A 22,958-nucleotide genomic window follows, 5' to 3' on the forward strand; every position below is an offset into this window, starting at 1 on the left:
TCGCGTATTAAAGCAATAAACCGAATGGAAGTAACCTGCGGATGTAAAAAGTCGTACTAGTCTCAGTTTTTGTTAAAAAATTGTGTAGGATAAGCTGACTCGCTTTTAAGCCGGGCAGCGGAACATCTGCCCTGAATAAACAGACCGAAGCAGTAAGTGAGAGAACAATGTCGAATAAACCCTTCCATTATCAGGATCCTTTCCCCCTCAGTCAGGATCGGACCGAGTATTACCTGTTAACCCGCGATTACGTTTCTGTCTCTGAGTTTGAAGGGCAGGAGATCCTCAAAGTTGACCCGCAGGCGCTGACGCTGCTGGCGCAGCAAGCCTTCCACGATGCTTCCTTTATGCTCCGTCCGGCGCATCAGCAGCAGGTTGCCGATATTTTGAGCGACCCGGAAGCCAGCGAGAACGATAAGTACGTTGCCCTGCAATTCCTGCGTAACTCTGATATCGCGGCGAAAGGCATTCTGCCGACCTGCCAGGACACCGGCACGGCGATTATCACCGGTAAAAAAGGCCAGCGCGTCTGGACCGGCGGCGGTGACGAAGCGGCGCTGGCGCGCGGCGTCTACAATACCTACACCGAAGATAACCTGCGCTATTCGCAAAACGCGGCGCTGGATATGTACAAAGAGGTGAACACCGGCACCAACCTGCCTGCGCAGATTGACCTCTACAGTGTCGACGGTGACGAGTACAAATTCCTCTGCATTGCCAAAGGCGGCGGTTCAGCCAACAAAACCTATCTTTACCAGGAAACCAAAGCGCTGCTTACCCCGGGCAAGCTGAAGAACTATCTGGTTGAGAAGATGCGCACCCTTGGCACTGCGGCCTGCCCGCCGTACCATATCGCGTTTGTGATTGGCGGTACGTCTGCTGAAAGCACCCTGAAAACCGTTAAGCTGGCCTCAACCAAATACTACGATGGCCTGCCAACGGAAGGTAACGAACATGGTCAGGCGTTCCGCGACGTGCAGCTTGAGCAGGAACTGCTGGCCGAAGCGCAGAATCTGGGGCTGGGCGCGCAGTTTGGCGGCAAATACTTCGCGCATGACATTCGCGTGATCCGCCTCCCGCGCCACGGTGCATCCTGTCCAGTGGGGATGGGCGTGTCGTGCTCTGCGGATCGTAACATCAAAGCGAAGATCAACCGCGACGGCATCTGGATCGAAAAGCTGGAGAACAACCCGGGCAAATACATCCCTGAAGAACTGCGTAAAGCGGGTGAGGGCGAAGCGGTACGCGTTGACCTGAATCGCCCAATGAAGGAGATCCTGGCGCAGCTTTCGCAGTATCCGGTTTCAACGCGCCTTTCTCTGAACGGGACGATTATTGTTGGCCGCGACATCGCCCATGCGAAGCTGAAAGAGCGCCTGGACAACGGTGAAGGGCTGCCGCAGTACATTAAAGATCACCCGATCTACTACGCAGGCCCGGCAAAAACGCCTGATGGGTATGCTTCCGGCTCTTTAGGCCCAACCACGGCGGGCCGTATGGACTCCTACGTCGACCAGTTGCAGGCCAACGGTGGCAGCATGATCATGCTGGCGAAAGGCAACCGCAGCCAGCAGGTGACGGACGCGTGCCACAAGCACGGCGGCTTCTACCTTGGCAGCATAGGCGGCCCGGCAGCGGTGCTGGCGCAGGGCAGTATCAAGAGCCTCGAGTGCGTGGAGTACCCGGAACTGGGTATGGAAGCGATCTGGAAAATTGAAGTGGAAGACTTCCCGGCGTTTATCCTCGTGGATGACAAAGGTAACGACTTCTTCAAACAGATCCAGTCTTCCCAGTGTTCGGCGTGTGTGAAGTAATTCTGTAAATTGCCGGGTGGCGCTGACGCTTACCCGGCCTACATCCTCGTAGGTCGGGTAAGGCGCAGCCGCCACCCGACATCAAAAAGAGCGCACAAAGCGCCATAACGTTTCTCAGAAGTCATCAATACTTATCTCTTAAGCATGTGAGCAATCCCATCTTTGTTATCAAGGAGTAAGTAATGACAATGCATCGCCGCGAGAAAGACTCCATGGGCGCCATCGACGTCCCGGCCGACAAGCTATGGGGCGCGCAAACCCAGCGTTCGCTGGAGCATTTCCGCATTTCGACAGAGAAAATGCCCGTCTCGCTAATCCAGGCGCTGGCGTTGACCAAACGCGCTGCCGCCAAAGTCAATCAGGATCTGGGCCTGCTGGATGCCGATAAAGCCTCCGCCATCATCAATGCCGCCGAGGAAGTGCTGGCGGGCAAACATCCCGACGAATTCCCCCTTGCCATCTGGCAGACCGGCTCAGGCACCCAGAGCAACATGAACATGAACGAGGTGCTGGCGAACCGCGCAAGCGAGCTGCTTGGCGGCGTACGCGGCATGGAGCGGAAGGTTCACCCGAACGATGACGTGAATAAAAGCCAGAGTTCCAACGACGTGTTCCCGACGGCCATGCACGTGGCGGCCGTCATCGCTATCCGCGAGCAGCTTATCCCGCAACTCAACGTGCTCAAATCTACGCTTAACGAGAAAGCGCAGGCTTTCGGCGACATTGTAAAAATTGGTCGTACGCACCTGCAGGACGCCACGCCGCTGACGCTTGGCCAGGAGATCTCCGGCTGGGTGGCGATGCTGGAGCACAATCTTAAGCATATAGACAACAGCCTGCCGCATCTGGCGGAGCTGGCGCTCGGCGGAACGGCGGTTGGCACCGGGTTAAACACCCATCCCGAGTACGCGGTGCGCGTGGCCGGAGAGCTGGCGAAGATCACCGGGCAGCCGTTTGTTACCGCCCCGAATAAATTCGAAGCGCTGGCGACCTGTGATGCGCTGGTCCATACCCATGGCGCGCTGAAAGGGCTGGCAGCCTCGCTGATGAAAATCGCCAACGACGTGCGCTGGCTGGCCTCCGGCCCGCGCTGCGGCATCGGCGAAATCAGCATTCCGGAAAACGAGCCGGGTAGCTCCATTATGCCGGGTAAAGTAAACCCGACGCAGTGCGAAGCCATGACCATGCTGTGCTGTCAGGTGATGGGTAATGACGTTGCGGTCAACATGGGCGGCGCGTCGGGAAACTTCGAGCTTAACGTCTATCGCCCGATGGTGATCCACAACGTACTGCAATCGATTCGTCTGCTGGCCGATGGCATGGAGAGCTTTAACGAGCACTGCGCGGTGGGCATTGAGCCTAATCGCGAGCGAATCAGCCAGCTGCTGAATGAGTCCCTGATGCTGGTCACGGCGCTAAACACCCATATTGGTTATGACAAAGCGGCCGAAATCGCTAAAAAAGCGCACAAAGAGGGGCTTACCCTGAAAGCCTCTGCGCTGGCGCTGGGCTACCTGACGGACGCCGAGTTTGATGCCTGGGTCCGCCCGGAAGCGATGGTGGGCAGCATCAGGTAATCACTGCGCCACATACAGGTGCAGCCGCGGGATAATCAGCTGTAGCGGCTGCGCCTGGGGTTTATAGCGATGCTGAACGTTTTCAGCATCGTAGTTCAGCAGTTCTCCGATATCCGGCACCACCGCACCCTGATCGGCATCGTAGAGCGCAATCAGCGGTGTCGGGCAGGCGTGTTGCACCTGCTTTTGCTGTCCGGCATACCAGACACGAGCGATAGGCTGCACCTTCACCGGACGCTTTATTTTAAGACGGGTATCAGCCGGCAGGGAGGCAATGCTGTGGTACTCCTGCTCCAGCCGTTCAATCCACTGTTCCCGCGACCACGGGGCGACCGTTCGCGGCGATTTCAGGCTTTTCTCCAGCTGAGCCAGGATCTCGTCGCGCGTGAAGTTTTTAATGATGTGCTTGTTGGCCCAGCCGAAGCGCAGCGTGGCGGGGTGGCGCAGTACCGTCAGCGTGCGGTAAGCATTCAGGGTGATCAGCCCCGGAAGCTGGCGATGCACCCATTCAAAACGGGCAGCCGGTGCCAGCCCGGACTCAACGGTCACGATTTTCTCGAAGGCGGCTTTCAGCGTATTAATATGCGTAATTTGCGCCTCAATGGCTTCACGCGTTGCGGTATCCGTTTGCAGACAGATGACGCCGGGCAGGCGAACGGCGGCCTTACTGCTGCGATTTTCGGACTGCTGCTGGATGAAAAGGCGGCGATAGTGCTGCAACGTCAGTTCCAGCGCCACTTTACCGATATGCTGCGTTACCTCAATGGTGTTCAGCGGGTCGTGTTCCGCGCCTTTCGCCACCTCGGGCAGGGAAAAGACGCGGGCGGCCAGCAGGCGGCAGCCCTGTAGTTGCGCCGTCAGGGTCAGTAACGCCTGCTCTATTTCCCGAAATGTGGTGTTAAGCCTTTCGATGAGATCGTAAGTCGCCATAATAGCCCTTAATTAGTTACAACATACTACTGATATAGCACAACAAGCCGGGTCAGGCCAGCGTGCGGTTTAGTTCAGGCAGGTACGGGAAGAGGAATGTTGTGATAGATCGGCCAGCTAAAGACGAACCGGGCCCCGCCCAGCTCGCTCGCTTCGCAGCGAACCGAACCGCCCATCGCCTGGGCAATAGAACGGACAATAGCCAGCCCCAGACCACAGCCGCCGGTAGCACGGTCGCGGCTGGGGTCGAGGCGCACAAACGGCTCGAAAACTTTTTCACGCTCCGCTGGCTCAATACCGGGGCCATCGTCTTCCACACACAGAATTGCCTGGCTCCCCTGCAAATCTAAACCTATGCGCAGCGTGGTTTCGCTGTAGCGCATGGCGTTGTTCATCAGATTATCCAGCACGCGTTCCATCAGGCGCATGTCCAGCGCGCCGTACGCGCCGGGGGTAATGGCTGTCAGCAGTTTTCGCTGAGGGTTAACGCTCTGCACATCGTTAATATGCGTCTGTAGCCAGACGGGAAGATCCGGCGTACTGAGGTGCAACTCCGTCTGAGGCCGATCGAGGCGGGCATAGGTCAGCAGCTCTTCAATCAGCGCTTCAAGCTGGCCAATATCCCGATTGAGGGCCTGCGATTCTGCGGCGGTGAGGTTCTCGCTCATCTCCAGGCGATAACGCAGGCGTACCAGCGGAGTGCGCAGTTCATGCGCAATGCCGTCGATAAGCTGCTTCTTGCTGGCAATCAGGGCGTTGATGTTATCGGCCATCTGGTTAAAGGCAATACCGAGACGGTCAAAACTGGAACCACTGTCGAAATGTATGCGTTCAGTTAAATGACCCTCCCCAAAACGCTGTGCGGCGGATTCCAGTTTCAGCATGTCCTGCCAGTGCGGTCGCATCCAGATGAACACAGGGAAAGCGAGCGAGATGGCAATAAAGCCCAGCAGGGCGAGATCCAGCAGGCGCATCTGGTGCAGGTAATAGAGATAGGGCACTGGCCCGACGGCCAGGACATAGTGGCTGCGCGGAATACGCTGAATGAAGGTATATTTCTCGTCCAGTGCGACGATGTCTCCGTCGCGCAAACGCTGCATCGCCGGCGGCGCTAAATCAAAATCCTTCATGGGTTCGATACGCAGATCAAACGACAGATTCAGATCCAGCTCTTTTAACGTACGTGCCCAGTCATGCGGAGGAATTTCGCGCAGCTCGCTACGCATCAGGTAGAGCGAGCTTTTCATCAGATCGTCCAGGGATTGTCTGCCCGCACGCTCTGCGGTGAACTTATAGACCAGCCCGACCAGCATGGTCATCACCAGAAAGCAGACAAACAGCAGTAAATAAAACTGAACAAACAGCTTCTTCATTAATTTCACCGAAACAGGGGCTTCACTACACGTCTTTTACCAGCAGGGTCGCTATGGGCGCAAGTCAGGCATGATGCGTTGAAAAGGGGTAATCGTCGAAAGGTAATAAAACACGGCATCGCTTTATTCCATCAATGCCCGGGTAATCCGTTTACGCTTCGCTATACGAGTTTATTTGCGATTGAGAGTTTTTGTGAATCAGAATAACAATAACAAAGGCCACCTGCGGGTGGCTTTATTTATGGCGTTTACCAGTGAGAGGTATCCGGCGCAAACGGTGCGACAAAGAGACTTATCTTTGTAACCTGAACATTACCAACATTCGTTAATGTCTGGATTTGACTGTGCTGACAATCAGTGGATTCGTGGCAAACCCATGCGGACACTTACGCGCGTTGCAATGCACCGCGTAGGTACATATCTCCTCTTCCTGGTTTCGATTGTATGGGCAGGCCATCTTGTTTTTAATTTCACTCCATAACATCTCGTTGTAAGGGGAGATGTTGTATATCGATATTGGCTTGAAAACACCATTAATGAAGACGCCATTCTTTGTCGGATATATCCTATCGCCGGGGTACAAATAGACATCGCTTTCATACCAAATGATGAGTTTCAAGAACTTGAGTCCCAAGATGCTTGAATAAACGATTCCCGTGTTAGGACAAATTACCGAGCTAATGACTCTCCATGACATTGCTATACCTCGTTCATTAAATAATTGAGAGAGTATAAGGTTTAGCATGAGAATTAGATTTCTGCAAACGCGTAAGCTATTGAAAAAGATCGATATTATTTATATGCTAACTATATCCCCTTTGTTTTCATAAGGATAAGATAATAATTTAGTCAATTGTAAAGTTCATTTTTAACACAATGTGCATTTAAGTGACGGATTTTTGATCGATGATGGTTCCTGAACTGCTGAATATATATTGTACTATAGCAATGAAATACATTAGAGCTACTTTTGTTTACGCGAAAAATGCACATCGAAATTGAACAGGTAAGAGGAATGTGATCAAAGGATATTTCATGACTAACGATGCATATAATCGAAAACTTACGACGTATACCGATAACATTCCTGATGCATCGCAAGTTATTTTTCGAAATTTACTGTGTAGTTTTTTTTCAGGTTTCCCATGCGTGCGGGGCAAACAGGTAGCCCTTATTACGTACGGTTTTAATGCGGTAGGGCTCGGTGGCGCTGTCCTGCAGTTTTTTTCGCAGGCGAGAAATCGCCACATCAACGCTACGATCCATTCCGTCGTAACTCACGCCGCGCAGATTTTTCAGCAATGCATCCCGGTCCATAATTTGCCCGGCATGAGTTGCCAGCTCCCACAGCAGGTCAAAATCTGCGGTTGAGAGCGCAATCAGCTCCCCGGAAAGCATAACCTGTCGGTTGACCGGGTCGATAGAAAGCGTGCCGAACTGCATCGCCTTATGCGGCGTTAAAGAGGGCGCAGGCGCTTCACGCTCAGCGCTGGCACGCTGACGCAGATGAAGGCGCAAACGGGCAAGCAGGACCGCCGGCGGCGTGGTTTTCAGGATGTAGTCATTCGCGCCCATCTCAAGGGACAGAATATGATTCATATCGCTGTCGAGAGAGGTCAGCAGCACGATCGGGCCGTCCCACTTTGCGCGCAGATCCCGGCAAAGCGTCATGCCATCTTTTCCGGGCAGCATAATGTCCAGCAACACCAGGTCCGGATTTTCGCGGGTGACGACGTCTTCAGCGCGATCGCCACGAGGTTCGACAACCACTTCAATATCATGTTTACCCAGATAAGCGGCGATCAATTGACCCACTTCGGGTTCATCTTCAACATAAACAATCTTATTCATACTACGTCTGTCATCGCGAAAAACGTCAACATACACCGCACAACCTTAACCTTCCATTAATCTTTCATAATTAGCCGGAGTTCCGTTATCCTGCACGGGAATGTTATTTGATTGTTAAGGGAAAAGAATGGGGCTGTTGATCAAAGCCGCGCTGGGTGCGCTGGTCGTGCTGCTGATTGGGGTGCTGGCTAAAACGAAGAACTACTACATTGCCGGGCTTATCCCGCTGTTTCCCACCTTTGCGTTAATTGCGCACTATATTGTGGCCTCTGAGCGGGGTATAGAGGCGCTGCGTGCCACCATTGTATTCGGGATGTGGTCAATCATCCCGTATTTCATCTATCTGCTGTCGCTGTGGTACTTCACCGGTTTTCTGCGTCTGCCCCTGGCGCTGGGCGGGGCGGTGGTCTGCTGGAGCCTCAGCGCCTGGGTGCTCATCTTCTTCTGGAGCCGCTTTCACTAGCGCAGCGGGCGGCCACCGTCCACGGCAAACGTCCTTCCCGTGACGTAACAGCTGGTCAGCAGATAATCGATCAGGTCGATCACCTCTTTCTCGCCGGGCGCAATTTTCATCAACGATTTGTTAAGCGCCTGCTGACGATACTCGGCATCATCGCCCTCGTTAAATAAAATCATCGCCGGGGCAATCGCGTTGACTTTTACCTCGGGGGCCAGCTTGCGCGCGAACGAGCGAGTCATATTATCCAGCGCGGCTTTGCTGGCCGCGTAGGCGATGTGTTTATCGCTGCCTCGCTCCACCACGTAATCGGTGAAATGGATAATGTCGCCTGCGGCATGGCCGTGTCCGCGTAGCAGATCCTGTAGGGCATGGTTGAGCAGATAAGGCGCATTAACGTGGATCTGCATCATGCAGGCGAGCGTTTCGCTGAGCGAATGTCCTGCTTTTTCAGGAAGCCAGGTACTGGCGTTGTGAATAACCGCCCGCAGCCCGCGGGTGGTCGATTTCACTTTTTCCGCGAAAGCAAGAATACCTTCATCCGTGGAGAAATCCGCCTGAATGCAGACGGCTCCGGCATGTCGTAGCCCTTCAATGGAGGGATATTCCGTGCGGTAACTGACGATAACCGGATGGCGAAGATTGAGAAAGTGATGGGCGAGGGCGAGGCCGATGCGACGGCCTGCGCCAGTGATCAATATTGGGCGTTGCTGCGTGTGTCCCATCGTAATCTCCTTTTCAGTTCAACAATGGGACAGGCGGCGCTATCCCATTAACATCCACGTTGCCGGTACGGCAGCGACTAACAGCAAACCTATCAACGCCATTTCGCGGCGCTTAAGGGCATTATCAAGCTGATGCGTACGGCGAGCGTAGATAAACACCAGCAGGCCTGGCGCGTAGAGCACCACGGACAGCAGCAGATGCATCGGGCCGGAAGCATACAATAACCATAGACCGTAAATACAGGCACCTACGCCTACCGCATAGTGTGCCGGGCGGGTCGCAATTTTTAACAGATATGCGCCCACTAAGAAATAGGGTACCAGAATCATCTCGGAGGCGATGGTCAGCAGCGTGTTATAGTCCGAACCTGTGAGCCAGATCAGCACCAGACAGACCTGCACGCTGATGTTGGTGAGCCACAGAGAAGCCGATGGCGCACTGTTTTTATTCTGCCGGGCAAACAGGCGCGGGAACGCTTTGTGCGTGGCGGCCAGGAACGGAACTTCCGCCGCCATAATGGTCCAGCTCAGGTACGCGCCGCAGACGGAGACAATCAAACCTGCCGCGATAACCACATCACCCCAGGGACCGAGCATTTTCACCATCAGCCCGGCCATGGACGGATTACGCATCTCCGCCAGTTCAGGGCGGGCCACCACACCGAGCGACAGCAGCGTCACCAGCAGATAAACGCCCAGCGCCGCCAGGACGGCCAGCAGTGTGGCGCGTCCCACGTCGCGTTTGTTACGCGCGCGGGCAGAGACCACGACGGCACCTTCAACACCGATGAACACCCACAGGGTAATCAGCATGGTATTTTTCACCTGCTCCCAGACGGGAACGCCCAACGCAATACCGCTGAAATCGAGCGTAAAGACATCGAGACGGAAGGCGAGGAAGGCCAGCACGACGAACAGGCCAAGCGGCACCAGCTTGGCCAGCGTCGCCACCAGGTTAATGCTGGCCGCGGTCTGAACGCCGCGCATAATCAACCAGTGAACAATCCACAGCAGCACCGAGGCGCCGACGATGGACTGCCAGGTATTGCCGTCACCAAACAGGCGCAGTTCGGGCGTATCGGTAAAGAAACTGAGCGCCGAGAAGACGATAACCAGATAGGAGACGTTGGCGATCACCGCGCACAGCCAGTAGCCCCAGGCGGAGCAGAAGCCAATCAGCTCGCCAAAACCTTCACGGGCGTAAGTGAATATTCCGCCGTCCAGATCCGGTCGGATACGCGTCAGCAGCAGCATGGCGAACGCCAGCAACAAAATCCCGACGCCGGTGATGCCCCAGCCAATCAATAATGCGGCCGGGCTGGCGACGGCCGCCATGTTCTGCGGCAAACTGAATACGCCCGCGCCCAGCATTGAGCTCAATACAAGTGCAGTTAACGCACTCAGGCCAAGTTTCTTTTCCATTGGCTTCCTGTTATGAAAAGTCCAAATCCAGAATAATTATTTCGCTAAGGCGCATAAAAATGGTGGATCACGCTAAGGCGCGGGATTTTACGGAGTGTGACGGATGCATGCAATGACATGGGGCAGAAATCAGAAAAAAAGTAACAAAAAAGGCGGCACTGCGCCGCCTTTATGAAACCGTTTTGTTACTTGTACAGATCAGCACTGATGGTCAGGTTGTTGCCACGTTCCTGCCACTGGCGGGTGATGTGGTAATACTTCGCGCCTTTCTTCGCAGCACGCTTCGCCACCTGATAGGAGATTTCTGTCATGTTGCCATAGTTGCCCGTAAACTTGATGCTGTCGAACGGCACCATCTGCGCGGCAGTGGCTTTGTTCAGCTCTTCAATTTTCGTGCCGTCTGGTAACGTAACGGTATAACGACCGCCTTTGGTGGATTGGGTTTCAAAGAAACGACCCACTTCAGCGCTTGGTGCCGCAGACGTTGCTACGCCCGGAATTTCAACTTTCTTCGCTTCTTCACCGCCTTTTGCTAACGCAGCACGACCGGCTTCTGAATCCGCTGGAATCGCATCCGGGCTTTGCACTACGCGTTTTTTCGCATCTTGCTTATAGATGAAGGCGGTAATGCGCTGGTTTCCGCCCTGGTTGGCATCAACCTGACGCACGATATAAAACGCGTAAGCGCCTTTTTCTCTCGCGGCTTTGGTGATGGCATCGTTAACTTCAGGCTGGCTGCGGTAGAAGCCCTGAACGGTCACGGTGTCATACGGTTCCAGCTGAACAGCCTGATCTTTCGGCAGTTCAACAATGCCGTTAATCACGCGGTTTTTCTGTTCATCTGCCTTTGGGGCATTCTCTTTGTACAGCGCAACAGTCACGCGCTGGTTACCGCTGTTGCCCTGATCGGACTGGTCAACGACGTAAAACGAGGCAGCGCCGTTTTTATCGGCGGCTTTTGATGCGGCGGCGACGGCATCGCCAATGGAATTATACCGACCCACAATGACCGTATGGTCAAAAGGTTTTAACGCTGCCGCTTGCTCCGGCGTCAACTCTGTCGCAGCATTCGCTGACAGGGCGGTCGCGGAAAGAAGTGCGGACGCCAGGAGTGTGTTCTTAAGCTTCATAAAAATAATCCTTCGCCTTGCGCAAACCATGTACTGGTGTTGTTGTTAATTTGAGACGGTCCCGATTATGGCATTTAACACCCGTCGCTGTCTGCGGCATTTTTCACAGCCTGTGCTCAGCAAAGGACCTGATTCGATAACATTTTGTGATATGTGGAAAAAACAGGCGTTTCACAAGAAAAACTGATTAAGCATATGACTTTTACAAGTTAATTTAATGTTAATGAGTTGTTCTTTTATGGCGCTATATCATGTTTTTACCGCTTCGCTTACGCGATTTATCGGTCCTGAAGGCGAATTTAAGGTAAATATCTCTGTCAGTGACCCCGATCGCTTATTTTTCACAGATAAAATAAGAAATAGTGTTTTCTGGCGGTAGATCACGGGCGCTATTTTCAGTAGGTTATAGAAAGTTTGTTACTGTTTTATTTTCCGGGGTTAATCATTCTCCGTCGTTATCGCGATGGTGAAAATTGATACGAACCGCGGGCAATTATCGACAAACCATCATCACAAACCGATGGAAGGGAAAACTATGCGTATTGGGGTACCAAAAGAACGGTTAGCCAATGAAACCCGCGTAGCGGCAACACCAAAAACGGTGGAGCAACTGCTTAAACTGGGTTTTACCGTCGCGATTGAAAGCGGCGCGGGCAAACTGGCGAGTTTCGATGACGAGGCCTTTACTCAGGCTGGCGCGGACGTAGTGGACGGTGCTGAGGTCTGGCAATCACCCATTATTCTGAAGGTAAACGCACCGGAAGAGAGTGAAATTGAACTGCTGAACGCGGGCACGACGCTTGTGAGCTTTGTCTGGCCAGCCCAAAACCCGGAGCTGATGGAGAAGCTGGCGGCACGCGGTGTCACCGTGATGGCGATGGATTCCGTGCCGCGTATTTCGCGCGCGCAGTCTCTGGATGCGCTGAGTTCTATGGCAAACATTGCCGGCTATCGCGCCATTGTCGAAGCTGCTCATGAGTTTGGTCGCTTCTTTACCGGTCAAATTACGGCCGCAGGCAAAGTACCACCCGCGAAGGTGATGGTAATTGGTGCCGGTGTGGCAGGTCTTGCTGCTATTGGGGCCGCAAACAGCCTGGGCGCTATTGTTCGTGCGTTTGATACCCGGCCGGAAGTGAAGGAGCAGGTGCAGAGTATGGGCGCCGAATTCCTTGAGCTGGACTTCAAGGAAGAAGCGGGCAGCGGTGATGGTTACGCGAAGGTCATGTCTGAAGCCTTTATTAAGGCGGAAATGGCGCTCTTTGCGGCGCAGGCAAAAGAGGTGGACATCATTGTCACCACCGCGCTTATTCCGGGTAAACCGGCACCGAAGCTGATCACCCGTGAGATGGTGGATTCCATGCAGCCGGGCAGCGTGATTGTCGATCTGGCGGCGCAAAACGGCGGTAACTGTGAGTATACCGTGCCAAATCAGGTCACGACGACCGCGAACGGCGTGAAGGTGATCGGTTATACCGACCTGCCAGGACGTCTGCCAACCCAGTCCTCTCAGCTGTACGGCACGAACCTCGTTAATCTGCTGAAGCTGCTCTGCAAAGAGAAAGACGGCAACATCACCGTTGATTTTGATGATGTGGTGGTGCGCGGCGTGACCGTGGTGCGTGAAGGGGAAATCACCTGGCCTGCACCGCCGATACAGGTTTCCGCTCAGCCTCAGGCTGCGCCGAAAGCGGCGCCTGAGCCTGCAGAACCAGCGAAACCTGCGTCGCCGTGGCGCAAATACGCCATCATGGCGCTGGTCATTATCCTGTTTGGCTGGCTGGCGGACGTCGCGCCAAAAGAGTTCCTTGGCCACTTCACCGTCTTCGCGCTCTCCTGCGTGGTGGGTTACTACGTCGTGTGGAACGTTTCCCATGCGCTGCATACCCCGCTGATGTCGGTTACCAATGCCATCTCCGGGATTATCGTGGTTGGGGCATTGCTGCAAATTGGTCATGGCGGCTGGATCAGCTTCCTGAGCTTCATTGCAGTGCTGATCGCCAGTATCAATATTTTCGGTGGTTTCACCGTGACTCAGCGCATGCTGAAAATGTTTCGTAAAGGCTAAGGGGTAGCATATGTCTGGAGGATTAGTTACAGCCGCATACATTGTTGCTGCAATCCTGTTTATTTTCAGTCTGGCGGGGCTTTCCAAACACGAAACGTCTCAGCAGGGAAATAACTTTGGTATCGCCGGGATGGCGATTGCGCTGATTGCCACCATCTTTGGGCCGGACACCGGCAACGTGGCGTGGATCCTGGTGGCGATGATCATCGGTGGTGCGATTGGTATTCGTCTGGCGAAACGCGTTGAAATGACCGAGATGCCGGAGCTGGTTGCTATTCTGCACAGCTTCGTGGGTCTGGCCGCGGTGCTGGTGGGCTTCAACAGCTATCTGTACCACGAACCGGGTCTGGAACCGATTCTGGTGAACATCCACCTGACCGAAGTGTTCCTCGGCATCTTCATTGGTGCGGTGACCTTCACCGGCTCAATCGTGGCGTTCGGCAAACTGCGCGGGAAGATCTCTTCCAAACCGCTGATGCTGCCTAACCGCCACAAGCTGAATCTGGCGGCGCTGGTCGTTTCCTTTGTGCTGCTGGTGGTCTTCGTGCGTACCGAAAGCGTAGGCTTGCAGGTGCTGGCGTTACTGGTGATGACCATCATCGCGCTAGCCTTCGGCTGGCATTTGGTGGCGTCTATCGGCGGGGCAGATATGCCGGTAGTCGTCTCCATGCTGAACTCCTACTCCGGTTGGGCAGCGGCGGCAGCAGGCTTTATGCTGAGCAACGACCTGCTGATTGTCACCGGTGCGCTGGTCGGTTCTTCCGGTGCGATCCTGTCTTACATCATGTGTAAGGCGATGAACCGCTCGTTTATCAGCGTCATCGCGGGTGGCTTCGGTTCTGACGGTTCATCAACCGGTTCTGATGAGGAAGTGGGTGAACACCGTGAAATCAGTGCAGAAGACACCGCAGAGATGCTGAAAAACTCGCATTCCGTTATCATCACCCCGGGCTATGGCATGGCGGTGGCGCAGGCGCAGTATCCGGTGGCGGAAATCACCGAGAAACTGCGCGCGCGCGGTATCAAGGTTCGCTTTGGTATTCACCCGGTGGCGGGGCGTCTGCCAGGCCACATGAACGTGCTGCTGGCGGAAGCGAAGGTGCCTTACGACATCGTGCTGGAAATGGACGAGATCAACGATGATTTCGCCGACACCGACACCGTGCTGGTGATTGGCGCCAACGACACCGTTAACCCGGCGGCGCAGGACGATCCGCGCAGCCCGATTGCGGGTATGCCTGTTCTCGAAGTGTGGAAGGCGCAGAACGTCATTGTCTTCAAACGCTCTATGAACACCGGCTATGCTGGCGTGCAGAACCCGCTGTTCTTTAAAGATAACACCCACATGCTGTTTGGCGACGCCAAGGCCAGCGTGGATGCGATTCTGAAATCTCTTTAATTCCGCTTCATCCTGTCAAACCGCCCCTGGGGGCGGTTTTCTTATTTCTGCGGTCAGCCATTCTCCTCTGTCTATACTTTACCCTTTGTGTAATACGAGGAGGTGTAATGCAATTTCTGTCCCGCTTTGACATCATCGCGCTGATGATGACGCCATCATTCTGGATTGGCGTCGCCACGGTAGTCTTTGTAACTCTGCTGGTGTACTGGCTGCTGACGCGCCTGATCGCCTTTGTTAAGAAAGGGATCACCACCTGGGGCGACAAGCATCCCACCACCAACCGGATGCGTTTTATCCTGACGGATATGCTTAACCGCACCAGCCGCTTCCTGCTTTTTGTCGTGGCGCTGCTGTTCAGCCTGCGTTTCGTCGACTTACCGGATCATCTCTTTGGTACCGTGAGCCACGCCTGGTTCCTGGTCTTCGCTATCCAGGTGGCGCTGTGGATGGATCAGGGGGTGGTGTCGTGGCTTCGTCACGTCATGCTGGCGCCGGGAAGCCATAAAAACCCGGTGACGTTGGTGATCACGGGGCTTATCCTCCGTGCCATTGTCTGGTCAGTGATGCTGCTGTCTATTCTTGCTAACGCGGGCGTCAACATCACTGCTCTGGTTGCCAGCCTTGGGGTAGGGGGTATTGCTATCGCCCTCGCGGTGCAAACGATCCTGAGCGACGTGTTTGCATCTCTCTCCATCGGTTTTGATAAGCCGTTCGAAATCGGCGATTTTGTGGTGTTTAACGATGTCGCCGGGACGGTAGAGCACATCGGCCTGAAAACCACTCGTATCCGTAGCCTGAGCGGGGAGCAAATTGTCTGTGGGAACGCCATCCTGCTGCAACAGACGCTGCATAACTACAAGCGGATGCAAACGCGCCGGATCGTCTTTACCTTCGGGGTCGCCAGCGACACGGCGCCGGAAAAACTGCGTTCAGTGGGTGATATGGTCAAACAGATCATTACCGACGTCGGGGAAACGAAGTTTGACCGCGCCCATTTCCTGGGCTTCGATCGCGATCGCCTGACCTTCGAGGTGGTCCATATTGTTAATACGGCTGATTACAACAAGTACATGGATATTCAGCAGGAGATCAATATTCGTATTCTGGAGGGGCTGAACCAGCAAGAAATCAAGCTGGCGCTGCCGAGCATGGTTCTGCACGCGCCCTGGATGAATGCTGGCGACGAGGCACCGGCGCAACGGTTGAGCGAAGCGCAATAAAAAAAGCCCGCCGTTACCGGCGGGCTTTCATTTTGGGGTTAATCGTCTTCCTCATCGTCCAGTTCAACCGGCGTCTGATACTGATCCGGCTTGATAACCAGAAGGTCGCAGCGAAGATGGTCGATCACCTGCTCGGCGGTATTACCCAGGAACGCGGCAGAAATACCGGTCCGGCCAATGGTGCCCAGCACCACAATCCCGGCCTGCAAATGCTCCGCCAGATCCGGAATAACCTCTTCCGGTAACCCTTTTTCTACGTGGGTCATGTTCTCATCGATACTGAATTTCTGGCGCAGCGCTTTCATGGCCAGCAGATGCTGACCGCGAATCGCATCGTTATACACGCTCGGGTCAAATTCAGGCAGCTCGATGGCGATATTGATTGGCGTAACCGGATAGGCTCCCACCAGATGGACTTCGGTATGGTTAACCTGGTCGGCAAGCTGAAGGGTCTCCTTCACCAGCTTCTCGTTCAGCGAATTGTGATAATCCTCTTCGCTGGCCAGATTGACCGCCACGACGGCTTTCCCGCCCTCAGGCCACGGCTGATCTTTCACCATCCATACCGGACAAGGGCATTTGCGCAGCAGGTGCCAGTCGGTCGGGGTGAAAATCACGGATTCCAGTTTGTCATGCTGGTGCGCCATTTTCAGCAGCAGGTCATGCCCACCGGCCACCACTTCCTGAATAATGGCTTCAAAAGGACGGTTGTGCCAAACCACCTTGATATCGATAGGTACGCCCGCTTCCAGATAATACTTCGCCTGCTCGCGGATCCACGCGGTACGCTGGCTGATCACTCCCTGACGCATAGCGGTGCGCTCGTCAGGCGACAGAAGGGTGGTCATCTCGTATGAGAAGTCATAAATCGGCAAAAAGGCTTTAATTTTGCCACCAATCCGTTGATGTAAATACACAGCACGTCGTAATGCTGGCTGATCGTCCTGATTCGGATCGATAGCCACCAGCATATTTTGATACTTTGCCATACAGGTCTCCTTACTACTGTCACCACAGTCTGTAAGTAAAAGAGTAACCTATATATCTTGAATGAAACAGGGGGGAAGTTTTTGCCAGATCAATAATCATGAAAATTTATCGACCTGGCATAAGATATCCGGGAGAGTTATGCCACGTTACGTGAGTGACCCGCCAGAATGGCCAGTGCTTCACCGTTTTCAATGGTGATGTACTTACCTTTAACCGCCAGCATTCCGCTCTTCTGGAAACGACCCAGCAGACGGCTGATGGTTTCCACGGTCAGGCCCAGATAGTTACCAATATCGCCACGCGTCATGGTCAGACGGAATTCGCGTGGGGAGAAGCCACGTTCCGCGAAACGGCGGGAGAGGTTATAGATAAAGGCGGCCAGACGCTCTTCGGCATTCTTTTTGGAAAGCAGCAGGATCATATCCTGATCGCCTTTGATCTCACCGCTCATCAGACGCATCATCTGCTGACGCAGGTTCGGCATCTTACCGGACAGATCGTCCAGCGTTTCAAACGGGATTTCACAAACCATAGAGGTTTCCAGCGCCTGAGCAAAGCTCGGGTGATGGCCACTGCCGATGGCGTCAAAGCCGACTAAATCGCCCGCCAGATGGAAGCCAGTGATCTGCTCGTCGCCCTGTTCGGTAATGGTGTAGCTTTTGATGGTGCCAGAACGGATAGCATAGAGCGATTTCAGTTCGTCTCCCGCTTTAAACAGCGTCTGCCCTTTCTGAATAGGCTTTTTGCGCTCGATGATATTGTCAAGCTGATCGAGTTCATGCTCATTCAGAGTAAACGGGATACAGAGCTGGCTGATGCTGCAATCCTGGCAATGGATAGCACAACCGCCAGACTGAATGCGTCGTATAATTCGCTTTTCCGGGATCATAGGTTTGCTCAAGCCTTAATTGATATTGGTCAATTTTAACATCTTTTTGGTAAGGACGTAAGTCTGGCAAACCCCCAATAAAGACAAGAGACGGCAGCGAGCTGCCATCTCCTTGAAATTCTACAGAATGATTAAGGATTATTAGCCTAACAGGAAGAAAATTAAGCACAAAAAGCCTGGGAATTACAGCAGAAAATACCCTTCGTGACGCAGCAGCCACTCTTTACGCTGTACGCCCCCGGCATAGCCCGTGAGGGTGCCGTTGCGCCCGATCACGCGATGGCAAGGCACCACAATGCTGACGGGATTTGAGCCATTCGCCGCACCGACTGCGCGCGCCGCGCCGGTACGGCCAAGCTGCTCTGCCAGCTGACCGTAGTGCATCACCTGCCCGCAGGGAATGTTACGCAGCGCCTGCCACACCTCGCGCTGAAAAGGGGTACCCGCCGTGGCGGTTGGCAGGGTATTAATAATGCTGAGATCGCCCTCGAAGTAGGCCGCCAGTTTATCGCTCAGCCCGCCAGGATTACGGGCTGTAATACGCTCGTAACCCTCGGCGCGATAATGAATGTTGAGCAGCTCAACCATCCGGTCGCTGTGCTCTTCCCACTCAACAGCGCGAAGATTGAACGCTTCATCCGCGATAACCCACAGCGGCCCCAGCGGTGTCGCAATCTTGTCTTCGAGTAATCTCAGCATCAGTATTCCTTAGTTCAGCCTCGGGTAAATACCCGGTCCAATCGGCAGGCCGACAAGATACCACGCCACCAGCATCACCAGCCATACCCCTAAGAAGATAAGCGGATAGGGCAAGACCAGCGAATAGTAGGTACCCAGCTTAGCCTCCGGTCTGTAGCGTTGCAGGAAGCCTAAAAACAGCGGAACGAAGGGTGACACGGGCGCCAGCGGGATCACCGAAGAATCGGCGACACGGAACAGGATCTGGGCGAACGCCGGATGAAAGCCGAGCATCATAAACATGGGGACAAAGATGGGGGCCAGAATCGACCAGATGGCCGACCCGCTGGCAATAAACATGCACAGCAGGGACGACAGCAGCGCCAGGCCGACAAACGCCGGAACCCCGCTCAACCCCGCCGCCTCCAGCGCGTCCGTCAGGCTCACGGCCATAAACTTGCCCATGTTGCTCCAGTTAAACATGGCCACAAACTGCGCCAGCGGGAACACCATCACGATAAAACCCGCCATCTCCTTCATCGGCTCGATCATCAGGTGCGGCAGATCTCCCTGACGGCGGATTTTACCGGTAGCGATGCCGTAGGCGAGCGAAACGACGAAGAAGAAGAGAATTATCAGCGGCACAATACCCTGAATAAACGGCGAGGGAAGTACGGTGTGTTTGATCGGATCGCGCAACACGCCATTCTCCGGCACCACCAACAGCGCCACAGCCGCAATGAACGCCAGCGAGACGATCCCGGCGACGCGCAGGCCGAACTGCTGCTCTTTGCTCAGCGTCTCCAGCTTTTCATCGCTCCGGCCTTCCCATTTACCCAGGCGCGGCTCAACGATCTTATCGGTAATCAGCCCCCCGACAATCGTCAGGACAATCACCGAACTGGCCATAAAGTACCAGTTGTCGATCACGCTGACGTGCATGGCCGCATCGATGGTGCTGGCTGCCTCCGTGCTGATGCCGGAGAGCAGCACATCGGTGGTCACAATAAGCAGGTTAGCGGTAAACCCACAGCCGACGCCCGCGATCGCCGACAGCAGGCCCGCAACAGGATGACGGCCAACGGCGAGGAAAATCAGCGCCCCCATCGGCGGCATGATCACCAGCGCCGCGTCGGACGAGATATGGCTGAAGAAGGCAATAAACAGCACCATATAGCTGGCATAACGCGCGCTGACGTGCGAGGCCATTTTCACCATCAGCGCGGGCAGCAGACCCACACGTTCGGCCAGACCCGCGCCTAACACCAGCGCCAGGATGGCGCCCAGCGGCGCAAAACCGCTGAAGTTTTTAATCACGTTCGGCAAAAACCAGTGCAACCCCTCCACGCTGAGCAGATTTTTTACGGCCACCATGCTGCCGTCGGCCGGGCTGCGCACGCTCACATCAAAGGCGGACAGCACGGCTGTCGCGACCATCAGGATGACAATTAAATAGATAAAAAGCAGGAAAGGGTGCGGCACTTTATTGCCGATCCTTTCAACCCAGCCATAGAGCTTACCGGATGGGGAATGCGAAGGTATGGAAGACATACTCATGGGCGTTCCTCGGGACTGTTGTTGTGTTGTGTTGTGTTTTTTTATTTTAAAGGTGACGGTGTCACGTCCTGCGGGATCGGACACTCGTACGGTTTTTGTGTTATGTGTTGTTCGAATTCTTCCCGACATTTTCGCAGCAGGTCGGCATCCTGAAGCAGATGCAGCGCGGTCGCGCCCATCACTTTTCCGGCCAGCAGCATGCCTTTATGGGCAATAGAGGTACGCCCCTGCGCCACCAATTGCCAGGTATGCAGCGGGGTGCCGACGGTAAAACAGGGGCTAAAGCACTGTGCGACAGGCATCTTCCAGCTGACATCCCCCACGTCGGTGGAGCCTGCCAGCACGTTATCGGTGATGGCGTAAGGGGCAACTTCATCCACCAGTAGCGTTTCGTGATGGCGTCGGGCAAAGGCTTTTCCCTCTTCGGCTCCCGTTGCGGCAATGTTTTTCAGGCTGTTTTGCAGGTCGTTTGCCGTGAGCGTGGCGCGGATTTCACGAGCAAATTCGCGTTCTTCTTCCGTCCAGTCCGGCGTGCCGTAATGCTGCAATGCGCGGTACATGGCCGCTTCGAGCGTACGGTTCGGTAGATAGCTGGAGCAGGCTTTATCAAAGCGACACTCGACTGTGGTTTCGGTCATCATCGCCGCGCCCTGGGCGATTTTCTCGATGCGCGCGTAGATCTGCTGCGCATCGGCCATCTCCGGAGCGCGGATCAGGTACAGCACTTCGGCCTGAGCCTGCACCACGTTAGGCGAAATTCCGCCGGTATCGGTGATGGCGTAATGAACGCGCGCTTTTTCAATGATGTGTTCGTTGAGGAAGTTTGTGCCGGTGGTCATCAACGTCACGGCATCCAGCGCGCTACGTCCCAGATGTGGGGAGTTTGCGGCATGGGCGGCGATCCCCTTAAACCGCCAGGCGGCCTGAATATTGGCCAGCGTGCTGACGTTAAACATCCCGGCAAAGGCTTCCGGATGCCAGGTCACGGCAGCGTCCACATCGTCAAATAATCCTTCACGCACCATAAAGGTTTTACCTGAGCCGCCTTCCTCGCCGGGGCAGCCGTAAAATCGTACCGTTCCGCTGCCGCCGTGCTGTTCCAGCCAGCTTTTCACCGCCACCGCACCGGCAAAGGCAGCAGTACCCAACAGGTTATGCCCGCAGCCATGGCCGTTAGCCCCCGGGGTGGCGGATTGCGCCGTCGCGCAGTGCGCCTGCTGGCTCAACCCGGCCAGGGCGTCGTATTCGCCCAGAAGGGCGATAACGGGCTTGCCGCTGCCGTAGCTGGCAATAAAGGCGTTGGGAATGCCTCCGGCTTCCCGCATCAGGGTATAGCCCTCGGCTTCCAGCGCGCTGGCAAGCCGTTCGGCGGACCAGAACTCTTCAAAGCGCGTTTCGGGATGATCCCAGATGTCGTCGGCAATATCGGTAAACGTCTGACATCGCGTGTCGATGGCATCAGCGATAAAAGCGTAGTTCTCCTGCATTACACACCTCGCGTCCACGGGAAATTAAGCGCAGTTCGCGCCAGTGTTTCGATGGCAACGTTCATCACCTGCTCATCAAAATCGAATTTTTCGTTGTGATGTCCGGCGCTCAGTTCGGTGCCGAAGACCATATACGAGGCCATGCCGCCGTTCTGCTGCACGCGGGCCATCATTAGCGTGGCATCTTCGGAGCCCGCAGGCGCTTTGACCTTATTAATGGCATGAGTCACGCCGGGCACCTGGCTTGCCTGTTCGCGCAGATAATCGACCCAGGCCGGGGTGGGGGCACTGGAGGTCGCCGCCCCCATCAGGTTTATCCCGGCTGTTACGCCGTAGAGCGCCGCCGCGCCGGTAATCACCGCCTGCGCGCGCTCAAAGACATACTGATTAATAGCCTCGCTTTCACCGCGGGTTTCAACCTTAAGCAACGCATCAGCCGGAACCACGTTGCGTCCGCTGCCCGCCTGCATGACTCCGACGTTAACCCGGGACGCGCCTTCGCTGTGTGGCGCGATGCCATGCAGCGCGATAGCGGCCTGGGCCGCCGCGAGCAGGGCGTTACGGCCCTCTTCCGGTTTACCGCCAGCGTGTGCGGCAACGCCGGTAAAGCGCACGTCAAATTTGGTGGTCGCCATGAAGTTATCGCTGCCGCAGATCACCGTCCCTTCCGGAACGCCGGTTCCAATATGAATGGCGGTAAAGTAGTCCACGTCGTCCAGCGCCCCTGCAGCGACCATAGCGCGGGCGCCGCGCGTACCCTCTTCGGCAGGCTGGAAGATCAGTTTGATGGTGCCGTTGAGCTGGGCTTCATACTGCTTAAGCACCTGCGCCAGCCCCAGACCAATGGTGGTGTGGCCGTCGTGCGCGCAGGCATGCATCATGCCCGGGTTGCAGGAGGCAAAACCGTCGCGGTACGGCCGGTGGCTGTCGTCATGCGCTTCGCTCAGATCAAGCGCATCCATGTCCACGCGAAAGGCCTGGGTCGGGCCGGGGCGACCGGTATTCAGGGTCGCGACAATGCCGGTGAACCCGCCTTCGAACGGCGCGAGCCATTTTTCCGGTGCGCCTTGCGCGCGGGCGCGGGCAAATTCCCGCGCCAGGGTTGCGTCATCGGGCAACCCCATCCGGCTTTCGGCATCCACGACATCGCGACCCATCGCCAGCTCGTAACCCAGCGAGTCCAGGATCTCCGAGACTTTCGCGGCTGTGCGAAACTCCACCCAGCCGGATTCCGCGAAATGGTGAAAATCGCGACGCCATGCGCTCAGTTGGGGGGCTAATGTGTGGATGTACTGCGCCAGTGCGTTCATATCTTTTCCTGTCATCATTAAAATATGTGAACTGCTTCACGCTGTGATAGTTTTTACTTATCACTAAGCGATTTTTCACAGTTT

At 55.1% G+C, this 22,958-nt stretch carries 19 protein-coding genes; 6 read left to right on the plus strand and 13 right to left on the minus strand.

Features of this window, described 5'->3' with window-relative positions:
• Positions 1-167 precede the first annotated feature (167 nt).
• Together fumA and fumC are read left to right on the plus strand one after the other, a co-directional pair.
• Positions 168-1,814 carry a class I fumarate hydratase FumA gene (gene fumA / locus ACQG2Q_RS10815; protein ID WP_022647928.1) on the plus strand — a complete coding sequence of 549 codons (1,647 nt, stop codon included), beginning with the start codon at positions 168-170 and terminating at the stop codon, positions 1,812-1,814.
• 182 nt (positions 1,815-1,996) lie between these two features.
• Positions 1,997-3,391, plus strand: a complete 1,395-nt coding sequence (gene fumC, locus ACQG2Q_RS10820) for a class II fumarate hydratase (RefSeq protein ID WP_063849275.1) — start codon at positions 1,997-1,999, stop codon at positions 3,389-3,391.
• On the opposite strand, the gene tus is transcribed toward fumC, so the two are convergent.
• The 4 genes from tus to rstA all read right to left on the minus strand — a co-directional run bounded on the left by tus (position 3,392) and on the right by rstA (position 7,545).
• On the minus strand, positions 3,392-4,321 hold the full coding sequence (tus, locus tag ACQG2Q_RS10825) for a DNA replication terminus site-binding protein (protein ID WP_063145995.1): 930 nt from the start codon (positions 4,319-4,321) through the stop codon (positions 3,392-3,394). It lies immediately after the preceding gene.
• Between the two features lie 74 nt (positions 4,322-4,395).
• Entirely contained in the window at positions 4,396-5,694 is a 1,299-nt protein-coding gene (gene rstB, locus ACQG2Q_RS10830; RefSeq protein ID WP_063145994.1) for a two-component system sensor histidine kinase RstB, read from the minus strand.
• Positions 5,695-6,019: 325 nt separating this feature from the next.
• Entirely contained in the window at positions 6,020-6,439 is a 420-nt protein-coding gene (gene iraM / locus ACQG2Q_RS10835) for an anti-adapter protein IraM (RefSeq protein ID WP_048966459.1), read from the minus strand.
• Positions 6,440-6,828: 389 nt separating this feature from the next.
• Positions 6,829-7,545: a two-component system response regulator RstA gene (gene rstA, locus ACQG2Q_RS10840; RefSeq protein ID WP_063849273.1), complete on the minus strand. Its 717-nt coding sequence runs from the start codon at positions 7,543-7,545 to the stop codon at positions 6,829-6,831.
• Between the two features lie 127 nt (positions 7,546-7,672).
• On the opposite strand from rstA, the gene ACQG2Q_RS10845 reads away from it, so the two are divergent.
• A complete protein-coding gene (locus ACQG2Q_RS10845) occupies positions 7,673-8,008 on the plus strand; it encodes a GlpM family protein (protein WP_022647934.1) in 336 nt (111 codons plus the stop codon).
• Here ACQG2Q_RS10845 and folM read toward each other — a convergent pair.
• The 3 genes from folM to ydgH form a co-directional block, all read right to left on the minus strand.
• A complete protein-coding gene (gene folM, locus ACQG2Q_RS10850; RefSeq protein ID WP_023306085.1) occupies positions 8,005-8,727 on the minus strand; it encodes a dihydromonapterin reductase in 723 nt (240 codons plus the stop codon). The genes ACQG2Q_RS10845 and folM overlap by 4 nt on opposite strands.
• Positions 8,728-8,766: 39 nt before the next feature.
• Positions 8,767-10,149: an amino acid permease gene (locus ACQG2Q_RS10855; protein ID WP_063841947.1), complete on the minus strand. Its 1,383-nt coding sequence runs from the start codon at positions 10,147-10,149 to the stop codon at positions 8,767-8,769.
• A 185-nt stretch (positions 10,150-10,334) separates the two neighbouring features.
• On the minus strand, positions 10,335-11,279 hold the full coding sequence (ydgH, locus tag ACQG2Q_RS10860; RefSeq protein ID WP_022647937.1) for a DUF1471 family protein YdgH: 945 nt from the start codon (positions 11,277-11,279) through the stop codon (positions 10,335-10,337).
• Positions 11,280-11,814: 535 nt separating this feature from the next.
• Between ydgH and pntA the strand changes: the two genes are divergently transcribed.
• The 3 genes from pntA to ACQG2Q_RS10875 all read left to right on the plus strand — a co-directional run bounded on the left by pntA (position 11,815) and on the right by ACQG2Q_RS10875 (position 15,963).
• Positions 11,815-13,344: a Re/Si-specific NAD(P)(+) transhydrogenase subunit alpha gene (gene pntA, locus ACQG2Q_RS10865; RefSeq protein WP_017384575.1), complete on the plus strand. Its 1,530-nt coding sequence runs from the start codon at positions 11,815-11,817 to the stop codon at positions 13,342-13,344.
• A 10-nt stretch (positions 13,345-13,354) separates the two neighbouring features.
• A complete protein-coding gene (gene pntB, locus ACQG2Q_RS10870) occupies positions 13,355-14,743 on the plus strand; it encodes a Re/Si-specific NAD(P)(+) transhydrogenase subunit beta (protein ID WP_022647939.1) in 1,389 nt (462 codons plus the stop codon).
• Positions 14,744-14,850: 107 nt separating this feature from the next.
• Positions 14,851-15,963: a mechanosensitive ion channel family protein gene (locus tag ACQG2Q_RS10875; RefSeq protein WP_022647940.1), complete on the plus strand. Its 1,113-nt coding sequence runs from the start codon at positions 14,851-14,853 to the stop codon at positions 15,961-15,963.
• Between the two features lie 38 nt (positions 15,964-16,001).
• Here the strand turns inward: ACQG2Q_RS10875 and uspE are convergent, their stop codons facing one another.
• The 6 genes from uspE to ACQG2Q_RS10905 form a co-directional block, all read right to left on the minus strand.
• The gene (gene uspE, locus ACQG2Q_RS10880; RefSeq protein WP_003857535.1) at positions 16,002-16,952 is read right to left on the minus strand and encodes a universal stress protein UspE; all 951 of its coding nucleotides are present in this window, start codon (positions 16,950-16,952) and stop codon (positions 16,002-16,004) included.
• Between the two features lie 137 nt (positions 16,953-17,089).
• A complete protein-coding gene (gene fnr, locus ACQG2Q_RS10885) occupies positions 17,090-17,842 on the minus strand; it encodes a fumarate/nitrate reduction transcriptional regulator Fnr (protein WP_000611906.1) in 753 nt (250 codons plus the stop codon).
• Positions 17,843-18,025: 183 nt separating this feature from the next.
• A complete protein-coding gene (gene ogt / locus ACQG2Q_RS10890; protein WP_023306088.1) occupies positions 18,026-18,541 on the minus strand; it encodes a methylated-DNA--[protein]-cysteine S-methyltransferase in 516 nt (171 codons plus the stop codon).
• Between the two features lie 9 nt (positions 18,542-18,550).
• On the minus strand, positions 18,551-20,077 hold the full coding sequence (abgT, locus tag ACQG2Q_RS10895) for a p-aminobenzoyl-glutamate transporter (protein ID WP_063849272.1): 1,527 nt from the start codon (positions 20,075-20,077) through the stop codon (positions 18,551-18,553).
• 41 nt (positions 20,078-20,118) lie between these two features.
• Positions 20,119-21,564, minus strand: a complete 1,446-nt coding sequence (locus ACQG2Q_RS10900; RefSeq protein ID WP_063849271.1) for a M20 family metallopeptidase — start codon at positions 21,562-21,564, stop codon at positions 20,119-20,121.
• A complete protein-coding gene (locus tag ACQG2Q_RS10905) occupies positions 21,564-22,874 on the minus strand; it encodes a M20 family metallo-hydrolase (protein ID WP_063849270.1) in 1,311 nt (436 codons plus the stop codon). Before ACQG2Q_RS10905 ends, ACQG2Q_RS10900 begins: the two co-directional genes overlap by 1 nt.
• Positions 22,875-22,958: the final 84 nt, after the last annotated feature.

The sequence above is a fragment of the Enterobacter cloacae complex sp. 370H10 genome, assembly GCF_050031535.1.
In the GTDB taxonomy this organism is placed as follows: domain Bacteria; phylum Pseudomonadota; class Gammaproteobacteria; order Enterobacterales; family Enterobacteriaceae; genus Enterobacter; species Enterobacter intestinihominis.